This is a genomic window from Paenibacillus sp. Paensp111, assembly GCF_059492195.1.
In genome coordinates this window covers 2594322-2607292 of sequence record NZ_CP168527.1, presented here as the reverse complement: position 1 = coordinate 2607292, position 12971 = coordinate 2594322, and the positions used below count along the sequence as shown (strand labels likewise).

The 12971-nt window shown below is 48.2% G+C and carries 14 protein-coding genes; 11 read left to right on the top strand and 3 right to left on the bottom strand.

The window, feature by feature from the left end:
• Positions 1–97: 97 nt before the first annotated feature.
• The 6 genes from ACEN86_RS12155 (at position 98) to ACEN86_RS12130 (ending at position 6503) form a co-directional block, all read left to right on the top strand.
• Positions 98–1363, top strand: a complete 1266-nt coding sequence (locus tag ACEN86_RS12155; RefSeq protein WP_495630901.1) for a polysaccharide deacetylase family protein — start codon at positions 98–100, stop codon at positions 1361–1363.
• A 200-nt stretch (positions 1364–1563) separates the two neighbouring features.
• Entirely contained in the window at positions 1564–2616 is a 1053-nt protein-coding gene (locus ACEN86_RS12150) for an ABC transporter ATP-binding protein (protein ID WP_495634290.1), read from the top strand.
• Positions 2609–3415 carry an ABC transporter permease gene (locus ACEN86_RS12145; protein ID WP_495630900.1) on the top strand — a complete coding sequence of 269 codons (807 nt, stop codon included), beginning with the start codon at positions 2609–2611 and terminating at the stop codon, positions 3413–3415. Before ACEN86_RS12150 ends, ACEN86_RS12145 begins: the two co-directional genes overlap by 8 nt.
• A gap of 3 nt (positions 3416–3418) precedes the next feature.
• Positions 3419–4204, top strand: coding sequence for an ABC transporter permease (locus ACEN86_RS12140; RefSeq protein WP_495630899.1), 786 nt, complete (start codon positions 3419–3421; stop codon positions 4202–4204).
• A gap of 173 nt (positions 4205–4377) precedes the next feature.
• A complete protein-coding gene (locus ACEN86_RS12135) occupies positions 4378–5898 on the top strand; it encodes a DHA2 family efflux MFS transporter permease subunit (protein WP_495630898.1) in 1521 nt (506 codons plus the stop codon).
• Between the two features lie 29 nt (positions 5899–5927).
• A complete protein-coding gene (locus ACEN86_RS12130; RefSeq protein WP_495630897.1) occupies positions 5928–6503 on the top strand; it encodes an acyl-CoA-like ligand-binding transcription factor in 576 nt (191 codons plus the stop codon).
• A 17-nt stretch (positions 6504–6520) separates the two neighbouring features.
• On the opposite strand, the gene ACEN86_RS12125 is transcribed toward ACEN86_RS12130, so the two are convergent.
• Positions 6521–7453: a catalase family peroxidase gene (locus tag ACEN86_RS12125; protein WP_495630896.1), complete on the bottom strand. Its 933-nt coding sequence runs from the start codon at positions 7451–7453 to the stop codon at positions 6521–6523.
• 164 nt (positions 7454–7617) lie between these two features.
• Here ACEN86_RS12125 and ACEN86_RS12120 point away from each other — a divergent pair, with 164 nt between their 5' ends.
• The 4 genes from ACEN86_RS12120 to ACEN86_RS12105 all read left to right on the top strand — a co-directional run bounded on the left by ACEN86_RS12120 (position 7618) and on the right by ACEN86_RS12105 (position 10527).
• The gene (locus ACEN86_RS12120; RefSeq protein ID WP_495630895.1) at positions 7618–8577 is read left to right on the top strand and encodes a hypothetical protein; all 960 of its coding nucleotides are present in this window, start codon (positions 7618–7620) and stop codon (positions 8575–8577) included.
• A gap of 261 nt (positions 8578–8838) precedes the next feature.
• Positions 8839–9135: a DUF6509 family protein gene (locus ACEN86_RS12115; protein WP_495634289.1), complete on the top strand. Its 297-nt coding sequence runs from the start codon at positions 8839–8841 to the stop codon at positions 9133–9135.
• A gap of 24 nt (positions 9136–9159) precedes the next feature.
• Entirely contained in the window at positions 9160–9702 is a 543-nt protein-coding gene (locus ACEN86_RS12110; protein ID WP_495634288.1) for a hypothetical protein, read from the top strand.
• Between the two features lie 249 nt (positions 9703–9951).
• Positions 9952–10527 (top strand): hypothetical protein, encoded by a 576-nt coding sequence (locus tag ACEN86_RS12105; RefSeq protein WP_495630894.1) that lies wholly within the window; start codon positions 9952–9954, stop codon positions 10525–10527.
• Positions 10528–10667: 140 nt separating this feature from the next.
• Here the strand turns inward: ACEN86_RS12105 and ACEN86_RS12100 are convergent, their stop codons facing one another.
• Positions 10668–10826: a hypothetical protein gene (locus tag ACEN86_RS12100; protein ID WP_185897071.1), complete on the bottom strand. Its 159-nt coding sequence runs from the start codon at positions 10824–10826 to the stop codon at positions 10668–10670.
• 211 nt (positions 10827–11037) lie between these two features.
• Here ACEN86_RS12100 and ACEN86_RS12095 point away from each other — a divergent pair, with 211 nt between their 5' ends.
• A complete protein-coding gene (locus ACEN86_RS12095; protein ID WP_495630893.1) occupies positions 11038–11217 on the top strand; it encodes a hypothetical protein in 180 nt (59 codons plus the stop codon).
• A gap of 135 nt (positions 11218–11352) precedes the next feature.
• Here ACEN86_RS12095 and ACEN86_RS12090 read toward each other — a convergent pair whose 3' ends face one another.
• Positions 11353–12657, bottom strand: coding sequence for an NCS2 family permease (locus ACEN86_RS12090; RefSeq protein ID WP_495630892.1), 1305 nt, complete (start codon positions 12655–12657; stop codon positions 11353–11355).
• Positions 12658–12971 lie beyond the last annotated feature (314 nt).

Genomic DNA, 12971 nt, shown 5'->3' with positions numbered 1-12971 from the left:
ATCTCTGAATTAATGAACTCCGACTCTACCTTTTTTGAAGAGATTGGTATAAATTTAAGAAGGTAGATTAATAGATAAATCGGAGGAATCTAGTTCCATGTACAAAAAACTCACTTCAGTCCTAGTGCTTATCCTCTGTCTGACTTTGGCGCAGACTGCGGCGGCTGCCGGTAATCATACCGCTCTTCTTGGCGTGAATGACAATTTATCAGAGACTCAGCCAGAATTAATTGACGGAAATTACTACATGCCGGTTAGAGACCTGGCAGCTGCTCTTCATGTGCAGGTTGCGGGTACTCCTGATGAAATTATCCTGACCGATGAGAACAATACCAGCATCACATTGAAGCCGGCGGTCGGCATTATGAACAAGACGGACGGTACAGAGACCTCCATCAAGCTTCTCATAGAGACGGGCAAGACGATGGTTCCTGTGGCACCCATCGCAAGAGAATTCGGTTACCTGGTGAATTATCTGGCCGAATCCAAGCTGTTAAGATTGGTCAACGCTTCAGGTGTATCGACAGACGAAATATTTGTCCAGCAATATCAAGACGCGGTAGTGAAGAACGAAGAGAAGAATGCGCAGCTCGACCAAGAGCTGAAGGCTGAGAATGAGCGCAAGGCTGAACAGGCCAGGAAAGAGAAGCTGAGGAAGGAACAGGAGCAGAAGGATAAGCAGAAGCAGGAGCAGAAGGAGAAGGACAAAACTGGCGAGAAGAAGCCGGTAACGGGTAAAGGAGTGGCCAAACAACCGGTCTATCTTTCTTTCGATGATGGTCCAACGGCTCATACGGAGCAGCTGCTTGATATCCTGGCTAAATACGGCGCCAAGGCAACATTCTTCATGCTTGGCAATCATATGGATGAGTATTCGGCTTCAGTTAGACGATTGGTTCAGGAAGGTCATCAGCCCGCTCTTCACGGGATGACGCATGTGAAGTCGAAGTTCTATCTGTCTCCGGCTGCGGCCCTCAAGGAAATGGATGACGACAATGAGCATCTCTATGAGGCTGTGAAGGTGAAGTCCAAGCTTGTTCGTCCTCCATATGGCAGCAAGCCTTATTTCCTCCAGGCCTTCCGCGATAAGCTATTCACCCATGGCTATCATTTGTGGGATTGGAATGTGGATTCCGAAGACTGGAAATATAAGAGCAACAGCAAGGCTATCTATAGCCGCGTGATGAGCCAGGTTCATGCCCAGCACAAGAAGGGCGTTGCACCTGTCATCTTGTTCCATGACCAGGCGGATACGCTGAAGGTGCTTCCTAGTGTTTTAAGTGAGCTCAAGCGCGAGGGTTACAGCTTTGAACTGATTACGCCGGAACTGACACCTGTGAATTTCTGGCATGATGAGCGTTAATCGGGGGGGCAAGTCCAAATATTTATAAGACTATCCCTCATAAATGGAATGCTAAGGCCACCCGAGGAATGTTACTTGGGTGGCTATCTTTGTATGATCACTCAGTTCGAAGCAACGGAAATTGTCCAAAGAGGTGGTGCTTGTGAAAGAATTGCACTATAATTTCATACTGGAACATTAACAGAGAGTTGGTGAATAGATTGCTAGCGATAGAGGTTGAGGATTTAAGAAAAACATTTAAAGTTCAGCGGAACCGGGAGGGCCTTAAAGGCGCATTCCAGGATTTGTTCAAGCGTCAATACCAAGAAGTGACCGCGGTGAAGGATATCTCATTTCAAATACCCCAGGGAGAAATCTGCGGCTATATTGGGGAGAACGGTGCAGGCAAATCAACGACCATCAAGATGCTGACAGGCATCCTTGTGCCTACGTCTGGACATTTGTCTGTAGGCGGGTACGTTCCCTATCAGGAAAGGGAGAAGTTTGTTAAGAATATAGGCGTTGTCTTCGGACAGCGCAGCCAGCTGTGGTGGGATATTGGGGTAATTGAGTCTTTTCAGCTGCTGCGCAAAGTGTATCAGGTCCAGGAGCAGGACTTCAAGAAGCGGTTGGATGAACTGGTGGAGCGCTTGCAGCTCCAGGATCTGCTCAGCCGTCCTGTCCGTAAGCTGAGCCTGGGTCAGCGCATGCGCTGTGAGCTTGTGGCAGCTCTGCTCCATAATCCTTCTATTGTGTTTCTGGACGAGCCTACGATCGGTCTCGATATCGTGGTCAAATCCGAAATTCGGGATTTCCTAAGAGATATGAACCGTGAGCACGGCACGACGATTTTGCTGACCACCCATGATCTGCAGGATATCGAAGCTCTCTGCTCCAGGGTCATTATGCTTGATGATGGGCGGATTATTTATGATGGAGGACTCGAAGAACTCAAGAACCGCTGGGGTACGGGTCGTGAAGTATTGTTCCAATTCGGCCGCAGCACCAAGCTGTCTCAGCTCGAAGCCTGGACTCAGCAGCTGCCGGTGAAATGGTCTGCCGAGAATGATCTGAATGCGAAGGTCTGGATTCCTCTCGAGATTAATGTCTCCGATGTGCTGGGTCGTGTGGTAGGACAGGCAGATATTACGGATATCAAAATAATTGAGACGAACACCGACGACATCGTCAGAAGCATTTACCAGTCCGGTTCGGCTGTGAAGATGGACGGCGCTGAGGCAGAGCCGGAGAAGGACCAGGTGGCTCATGTCTAGACTAAGAACCAGTGCCTATGTGGATTTCATCCGCATTAGATTCCTGACTATGCTGGCGTATCGCGTCAATTATTATTCAGGAATACTGATATATACCCTCAACATCGGGGTGTACTACTTCACATGGAAAGCGATCTTCGGGAGCGGAGGAGATCTGGGCGGCTTCAATGCCATCCAGATGACAACGTACATTGCCGTATCCTGGATGGCCCGAGCCTTCTACTTTAATAATTTGGACAGGGAGATTTCTACCGACATTCGTGATGGCAGTATCGCCATCCAGTTCATTCGCCCATACAATTATATGCTCGTGAAAATGATGCAAGGGCTGGGTGAAGGAATGTTCAGATTCTTGCTGCTCATGATTCCAGGAATGGCGGTGGCTCTGCTGCTGTACCCCATTGATCTGCCGACGGCATGGTCTTCCTGGGCAGGATTCCTGGTCATGCTGTTCTTCAGTTTCCTGATCAATTCACAGATTAATGTTATTACAGGAATTATGGCTTTCTTCGTGGAGAACAACGAGGGAATGATGCGGATGAAGCGGGTTATTGTGGACCTTTTCTCAGGTCTGATCGTGCCGATCAGCCTCTTTCCAGGCTGGCTTGCCAAAGTGCTGGAATTCCTGCCTTTTCAGGCGATCACCTATCTGCCTGGATCCGTGTTCACAGGGCGGGTCAAGGGTGTAGGGATCTGGAACGTACTGGGCATTCAGATCATTTGGTTCGCACTGCTGTTAATTCCGATGATCTGGCTCTACGGACTGGCGCGGCGGCGCTTGTTCGTGCAAGGAGGTTAGAACATGTACTATTTAGGCCTAATCAACGAATATATGAAAAATTATATGAAGACCAGGCTGACCTACCGCGCAGATTTCTGGGTGGAGGTAATCTCAGATCTGCTCTTTCAAGCCACAAATCTGATCTTCATCTTCGTTATATTCATGCATACCAATAGCCTTGGCGGCTGGAGTGAGAACGAGGTCGTATTTGTGTACGGGTTCTTCATGGTTCCCTTTGGGATATTCAGCTGCTTTATCAACTTGTGGGGATTCAGCGAGCGGTATATTGTCAAAGGGGAGATGGACCGGATCATGACCCGACCGGCTCATAATCTGTTCCAGATTTTCCTGGAGAATGTAGACCCGCCTGCTCTCGTCGGTTCCGTGATAGGGATTATAATCATGGTAATCAGCGGAAGCAATTTGGGCCTTGTTATGGAGTGGTGGACCATTCCAGCCATGATTATTCTGACGTTAAGCGCGGTGGCCATATATACCGGAATCTATACTACTTTGACTTCATTATCCTTTTACTCGGATGCACCTACGGGGATTCTTCCCTTGATGTATAACATTCAAAGCTATGGCCGCTACCCGGTAACGATCTATAACCGTGCCATTCAGGTGCTGCTGACCTGGATTATGCCGTTTGCTTTCGTAGGTATCTATCCTGCTTCACTGTTCCTCCACCGGGAGGAAATGCAGAGGATGGCTTTCCTGACTCCGGTTATGGGAATTATCTTCTTCGCGATCGGGTTAACTGCTTGGAATTATGGTGTGAAGAAATACAGGGGTGCAGGATCCTAATTTAACAGATGATATACGCAGCAAAATAATGTAACTATTAGAGAAACCGTTCCTTTCGAGGAACGGTTTTTTGTATTCCAAAAACGAATGTTGACGGTAACTATAAAATGACATAGACTATCAAAAGATACTAAGTGTCAAAATATGAATAATGAAAGGTGGAACAGAATAAGATGGATTTGGGAAAACGGAAATGGTGGGTGCTCGGTGCACTTGCGGTAAGTCTGCTTACCGTTGGGCTTGATTTGACTGTATTGAATTTGGCTCTGCCTACAATTGCGGAAGATCTTCACGCGTCAAACAGTCAGCTTCAGTGGTTCGCAGATGCCTATAATCTGGTTCTGGCTGCGGCATTGCTTCCAGCGGGTCTCCTTGGAGACCGTCTGGGACGGAAACGAATCCTAATTATCGCGTTAATTCTGTTCGGAGCTGCATCTGCGGCAAGCGCGTATGCCCATACAGCAGGACAGCTGATAGCCGGACGTGCTGCACTGGGGCTAGGCGCCGCATTCCTGCTTCCGCTGTCCATGTCTATTATTCCCGTGATATTCACGGAACAGGAACGCTCCAAAGCCATTGGAATCTGGGTAACTGCTAATTCGATTGGAATTCCGCTTGGACCTATTGTGGGGGGGTGGTTATTAAATAACTATTCATGGGGGTCTGTATTCCTCATCAATATTCCCATTATCATCGTCGGGTTATTGGCTGTCTCGATACTGCTTCCTGAGTCGCGGAGTTCAAAGACACCGCGTGTGGATCTACCCGGTGTGCTTCTGTCCAGTATCGGCTTATCCGGGCTTACGTACGGAGTCATTGAGGTAGGTGAGAAGGGATGGGGAGACATCTCATCGCTGCTATTTATCCTGGCTGGAATTGTGTTATTGGCAGGATTTATATGGTGGGAAAGACGGTCTGTCCACGCTCTAATTGATATTTCATTGTTCCACTCTCCGGATTTCACATGGGGTTCGGTTCTGGCGACCCTGGTCTCCTTTGCCATGTTCGGAATCCTGTTCGTCACTCCGCAGTATTTCCAAGCTGTAGAGGGCGTTGACGCCATGGGGACAGGTCTACGCCTTCTGCCTATCATAGGCGGGCTCATCATCGGAGCGAAAGTATCAGATGCCATTACTGCATGGAAGGGTGGGAAATGGACCCTAACCATTGGATTCCTGCTGCTGACAGGTGGAATGAGTCTAGGTGCGACAACCCATATAGGTCATGATTATGGATTCACGTCCATCTGGATCTCCATTGTAGGGCTTGGTATTGGCTTTGTTCTCCCAGTCGCTATGGATATTGCGATCTCCACTCTATCAGCCGAGAGAAGCGGTGTAGGATCGGCTCTGATCATGGCTTTGCGGCAGGTCGGCGGAGCGATTGGGGTTGCTCTGCTCGGTACTGTGCTTAGTAACGGATATCATGATAAACTGAAGCTAGACGAAATACCGGGTCAAGCGGCTTTGGCAGTGCAGCAAAGTGTATCAGCGGGTACAGCTGCTGCAGAGCAGTTACATTCGGTGAACCTTCTGAATTCCGTACGTACGGCATTTATTCATGGAATGGACATGATGCTGTGGGTATGCGCAGGTATCGCTATGTTGGGACTTCTGCTTGTTCTGGCATTCCTGCGTTCAAGCTCTGAACGGAAGGAGACTGAGGAATTCGGGATTACTAATCTCGGGGAGTGAGCAAGTTGGCATCAGGAGAACAAAGGGGTATGGGACTGCGTGAACGAAAGAAAGCCAAGACGATGGCAACGATTCAAATGCATGCCCTGCGTTTGTTTCGAGAATTCGGATATAACGCGACTACAGTGGAACAAATTGCGGAAGCGGCGGAAATTTCTCCAAGCACGTTCTTTCGATATTTTTCTACCAAGGAGGATGTGGTCATTACGGATAACTATGATCCGATATTGATTGAAGCCTTTGAGAAGCAGCCGCCCGATTTAAGTCCGCTTCAGGCGATAAAGGCAGCCATGTTGTCGGGTGTTTCGGGTATGTCAGATGAGGAATTGACCGCCATGCGGGAGAGAAATCAGCTGGTCATGAGCGTGCCTGAGCTTCGAGCTGCGCTGCTTAACAATATGATGCATACTATGGAGATGATTACCGCAATGGTGGCCAAACGTTCGGGCAGCCGCCCGGATGATTTTGCTGTAAGCACTTTGGCAGGTGCTATCATTGGGGTGAATATCTCGGTCATGATGCATCATGCAGCGCACCCGGATCAGAAATTCGCTGATCTGCTTGAGGAGGCTATGACCAGCCTGGAATCCGGCCTGCCGCTTTGATTGCGGCAGGTCTTTTTCTATTCCTTCAAACTCCGCCGGTGATGGGAAATAGCATAAGCTTCATGCCTGAAATTTAGGATTGGATCCTGGGACAGCTCTATTCCCGGAGTCATCCGGGTCGGGTCCATAACCAAGCCCTCCGGCTCAGGGATCGGACCTGTAATGGAGAGCGTTCCGACTTCCAGCCGCGTACGCTGATCCGGCCAGATCACAGTAGGATCGTCTGTGGGATCGCTTGGCTCACCAAGTACCAGATTGAGCTTGAAATCGACCTTTCCTTGTGCCGTTCGCTTTATCAGGTCTTCTTCCAAATAATCGGATGACTGAGACTTGGCCTCGCTCGCAGATAAGGTATGTACCCCAAGATCCGGTTCCCATTCGTATTTGACCGCTTGTCTCTGTCCTTGGTCATTTACAAGGTAAAAGGCATGAATTGAAAAGTACCGGATGGCCGCATAACTGACGGGCGGCTTCAATGCCCCGAGGTGAAGGAAGGCATTCTTGCTCTCGGAGAAGTGTTCGATTACAGCCTCAATCTTCTCTCTCAGAGAGAGCTCCTTATGCTTGAATGCGGCTGCAGTCTTCATAATATCGATGAATGACTCCGGGGTGCGGGCGAAGAACACAGGGATGGTAGCTGCAACGATATTCGTCACGTCTCCGTCGGGCAATTGAAATTGAACGGCCATGCCTTTGGCCGGAGACAGCAGATCTGCCATGCCGGGGTCTGGATTGCTGCCCGAGAAACGCACGACGGCAGGAACTTCCTGCTGCTGAAGATGGGCTGCTGTAGTTAAGGCTGCGGCTCTGCCATTTGGAGTGAAGACTGCACGGAAGCAGGCTCCTTTAGCATGGGCACGGCGAAATCCGCGGTAAGGCCCATCGAACTCTTCAATCGAGTCAACGGCCTGCTGGGCCAAGGTACGTGGATCGGGTCGATGTGGATGCATAGCAATACTCCTTTATAGTTCAATATGGATGAGAAGGTTACTTACTAAATAAGGTGATCTGACTGAAATGAACCAGTCCGCCGTCAAGTTATGAAACTTTTTCCAAGTCAGGTTCGTCTGTTGGATATAGCTCTTGGATAAATCTGACTTTAGGAGGAAATCAAATGAAATGGCAACCTGTAAAGAACCACACGCTTAGAAAGATTCTCCTGCTCAGCCTGTCTGCCACTGTAACGGCCAGCCTGGCCGGTGCATCTCTTAGTACAAGCGCCTCCGCGCAGGCAGTAGCCGCATCGACCGTGACCGATCAATCCTCGAATGAGGTATTTCAGGTGTTCGAATCCTACATCAAGAAGCCGACCAAACTTGCCGCTGCCAGACAATATTTACTGAAGAATATCAGCAAAGTCAAAGCTTACCCTGCGATGATTATGACTCTTCATCTGGAGAATGCCCAGCGGGCACAGTTAGATTCATCTAACGAGAAGATATTTCCTGCTAAGGTCCAGAAGGCCATTGATACGGTCTACCGCAAGAAGAAGGATTTGTCCTATGAGACCCTGCTCAGTCTGGTAAAAGACTCCAAGATCCGCTCTCTTCTAGCTGAAGCACGCGACAAAGGCTATAAAGTTGGAACCGGAGAGGGGATGTACTTCCTGACCATGGATTATGAAGGGTATAAGCCCCTCAAATCCTATATAACCAAGGATATTGCAGCCTATATTGATATTATGGCGGCACAGACGAACCAGCCGGCGCTCTCAGATGCAGCAATTGTTATCACTTGGAATGAATTAATCAGCCGAACGCTGGCGATGGAGAAATTCGTGAAGAATTATCCGAAATCCAACCGGGCGAAAGCAGTGAAGCAGGAATATGAGAACATGAAGTTTAATGTTTTCTACGGTTCGAGCAACACGCCAGCTTATACTGAGAACAGCAAGCATCAATTCACAGATCTGCTTCCTAAGGTACGTAAAGCTTATGAGGCGGCAGTTCAGAAGGGAACCGCGGACAGTCAGCTGCTGGAAGCCATCAAGCAGGCTTTGAAGCTGCTGGACAGCAATGACGGGAAGTGGTCGAAGGAGTTAGATCGCTACCTCAAGAAGCAGATCGGACTGTAAACAAAGTCCCGATTAAGTTCCGGCTAAGAGTAGTGCAGAGGATCTAACCAAGAGGGGGTGGAAAGGTGCAAGCCTTTTCCGCCCCCTTTATGATTGCCATCAGTTCCGAGTATTCCCTTAACCGGGTTGTACCTGCCTGCCCGAATGGATTATTATAAGATAACGAATCATGTAATAGGCAGCTGCGTGGGGCTCATATCCCGCTTCTCTAGAGAAGCGTCAAGAACGTGGATGAGCCGCCGTATGGAAAGGGCGAAGATGATGGATAATATTACAGCTTACAGTGTAGAGCTGGTTAAGGATCCGTTTGGGATTTTGACCGGCAAGCGTTACGAGTTCATTCTGGATCTGGACATCGATGAAGAGGATGAGCTTTACTCGGAGAATGGGATTTACCTAAGGGTCATCTATGGCGGTGAAGAGGGCAGTATGGGGATTGTGAAATACCATATCCACGAGAGAGTAACCGACAAATATATGGATTTTGACCTGGAAGAGGATGAACTTGCTGAGGTAGAGGCTTTCTGCAAGAATCACCTCAATGAAGCTGGACAATAAACTTAAAGAAGGGCTGGGGTGGACGTGAAACGCAGCAGCATTTCAGTGCCCTATGGGTATGAACCGCCCGAAGAGACTAGAAAAGGTACGTTGATTTACTACGATACATTCGAACATTGTACAGACGAGGAATTGGAAGCGGCCGCAGATCTTGTTAAGAAGCTCGACTTCAAGAAGCTTGTCCTGTATCCGCTTCACGAGGAGACTGTAAGAAGAATGTCCAAGGAAACGGTAAGGGCCTTTCATAAGCGTGAGCAGCAGCTCTACGACTGGAAGAATCATTCCTCGCATTCGAATGTTGTGGTTGTCGAAAGCTTTGAAGGGAAGCGCAAAAAGTACACGCCGCTTGAAGCTGCGCTCAGGCATCTGACTGACAAATATGCGTCGCCCTTTTTCCTGTATGTATCGCCGGAGACGGCCAATCAGATTGCAGCCTACTCCTCATTTGAGGAGTGGATTGTGAAGCTGAGACTCTTGCTGCCAAGGGAGCCCGAGCATTTGCATCCCAATCTTGAGAAGTATCGGCACAGATGGAAGACGGTTCGTGAGTCGTTAATCAAGGAATAAAGACTAGAACAGCAGGCGGGGCATAGATCTCGTTATGCTGTTCTTTCTTTTTGCAGTTAGATAGGTCTTATGTCTCAGTTATTACCCGGCAGGTGACTCAGCCTGCTTAGCTCCTATACAAATTACCTATTTTTCCCGAATTTTCACGAAATGGTTTTACTCAACATTGTCCATATGGCATAATCTGGATTGACTGCATATGTGAATTTATGGAGAATTTTGTGATTGGGAAAGGAAGTTGAGGGGAAGATGGTTAAACCGAGGATGCTGATGTGGCTGCCTTGTCTCCTTCTTACTCTGGCTATGACGGCCTGTGGGAACTCCACAACCATTAAGTCGGAGGATGGAACTACTGAGGTGAAGAAGGACGGAAGCGAGATCACCATGAACACGAAGGAAGGCGACACGACAACGATCAAAAGTCAGGATGAGAATACTGTACAGATCGAAAGCACCAAAAGCGATGGGACTGCAGGCAAGACTACCCTGAAGAGCAGCAAGGAGATTCCTGCGAGCTTCCCGAAAGACATACCGCTGCCAGACGATGCGGAGACTACCGGTTCAATTGAGACCAGTGCCGATGGCAAGGAATCAATCGTCGTAACCCTTCATACGAAGAAAGAGCTTAGTGAGCTTGAATCCATGTATAAACAATATTTCAAAGATAACAACGTCAGCAATTCCATGCAGATGGTTCAATCGGATGTTCTCCTCTTCACGGGAGAGCTGGAAGGGAACATGATCTCGATCTCAGGAAGTCCTTCCGGGGATGCATCTGAGGGAATGGATCTGTCCATCAGCTGGACGAAGGATACAGCCAAGTAACTGTTAGTCTAAAGGGAATACCAAAGAACACCGCCTCCGTCGATTGACGAAAGCGGTGTTCTTTGGGGTGTTCCAATTTCTATATGAACGCGTTGTTAGCAAACGACTTGCTGGAGAGGCGTCATATAGATTGTAGTCGGTTATTTCAAATCTTCATTGGTAAAGGGAACCGGCTTAGCAACCCACTCATCCGCTTCCGGCTCAATATCTACGCCATTCTCCATCTTTTTCTGCTCCGCCAGAGAATCACGGTTCTTATCCTGCTCATTACGCACTTGATCTTCGGATTTCTGATTCATGTGTAATCCCTCCTTAGAATAGCTTGTCTTCAAACTTGCACAACCTTTATTTATAGTTACCCGAAACTGGATTTTGCAAACGTTAATTTCTTATTCGTGGGCATACGCCGTGGTCATATTGTCACCAGGGCATAGACTGTGCATGAGGACAGGGAATCTGCCCAGCCTAGGCTGAGACAGATTACGTGCAGTCTGAAAAGGTGGTGAACACATGAATAAAAAGTATCGTATTCGTAAGTTAAGAAATGAGATTGGCCGGTTGACCAAGAGTAAACGGCTGGTTAGGGCTCATTTGTCCGGTCACAAGCAATTTCAGGATGGCAGTCACAGCGAATTGGACAACCCGAAGACGGCAAGGAGAGCCAAAGTTAGAGTCATACGCTATATCTAAAGTTTCATTCAGGATGCAACTTACACAAATATAGATCGCCTTCATATGATCCCATATCTAACTGGAAACTTGAGAAGGCGATCTATTGGAACAACGCTCCGTTCGCCGAGCGTTGCCTATGCGATGATATTCAATCTACATTAGAGCATGCAGAACGAAATTAGCAAGGAATAGCACGGTGATGACATACATAACCACCTTAACTTCCCGGCCACGTCCGGCCGCAAGCTTGGCAATCGGATAGGCGATGAAGCCAAAAGCCATGCCGTCGACAATACTATAGGTGAACGGAATCATGACCATGACCAGGAATGCAGGAAAAGCTTCAGTGAAATCATTGAAATTCATGTCTTTGATGTTCTGAACCATCAAGCTTCCGATAATAATCAGGATCGGAGCAATGGCACTGTCTGGAATATAGGTCAGCAGCGGAATGAAGAAGAAGGTTGCACCGAACATTACGGCTGTGATCAATGGAGATAAGCCGGTTCGTCCTCCGGCTGCGATCCCTGCGGTTGACTCTGCTGCAGCCACGGTGGGGCTGCTGCCGAAGATGCCGGCCGCGATATTGGATAACGCCAGTGCGCGTAAGCTTCCCTTGAAGGTCTCTGGCCGTTCAATCATGCGGGTCTGTGCACCTATGAGCCCAATGTTCTCAAAGACAATAATAAGGAGGAGCAGGAAGACGGCAATCCAGAAGGCCAAGGTCATCATTCCCGGATACACAGAAAGCTTACCGAAGATCTCTCCATATTGCTCTAAAGGTTTGCCGCCGGGCTCACTTGCGCTTGGATGCACGGCGCCTAGAACATAAGCCAGCGCAGTCCCCACAAGTATGCTGATCAAGAGATCTCCCTTGATTTTACGTACGAAGAGAACCAGAGCCAGCAGCAAGGTGACACAGGCTGTGATGACATTTGGATCACTGAAATGACCTATCGTAACAAAAGTAGTCTGATGAGCGATGACAATCCCGCTTTTTTGCAGGCCAATAAAGGTCAGGAACAATCCGATGCCCACGCTGATCCCGTGCTGAAGATTGTGCGGAATGGCTTCGCTGATCTTTTTATATAAGGTGGTAAAAGCTACAATGGCGAACAGCAGTCCCGCCACAGCGACTACAGCAAGGGCCTCCTGCCAGGTCAGCTTCATAGAATGCACCAGGGTGTAGGTGAAGAACGCATTAATCCCCATTCCCGGAACAACGATTATAGGTGATTTGCCAAGGAAAGCCATGAGCAGACAGCCGGCGATCGAGGTCAGCAGGGTGCCGACCATGGCTGCCTGGAGCGGCATGCCCGCATCGCTCAAGATCGCTGCGTTCACCATGACGATATATACGACCGCAAAATAAGAAATCAAGCCGGAACTAATTTCTTGTCTCCAATCGTGCTGTCCAGGTTGATAGCCCAGACTTTTGGACAGCAGATTTTGTTTCATAAATAGGCCTCCATTTCATTTTCATCAAGTTGACAGCAAGAGTAAGCATACAATCGGAGGCAAGGATAAGCAAGCCATTAATTGTAAGTATACCCATGAGCTTGTATTCCCAAATCGATAGGATTGTGCAACATGCGCTTTGAATAATGTTAGAGATTTACGTCCTGATTATTTATAATGAAAATATGAGGAATGATCTAAAGTACATTCCATTTCTAAAGTATAAATTATTGACGGAGGGTTTTGTTCCTATCTAAATGAAAGCGCTTAACAATATATTAGGCGGGTGTATATCCAACTAATCAAGCAAGAGG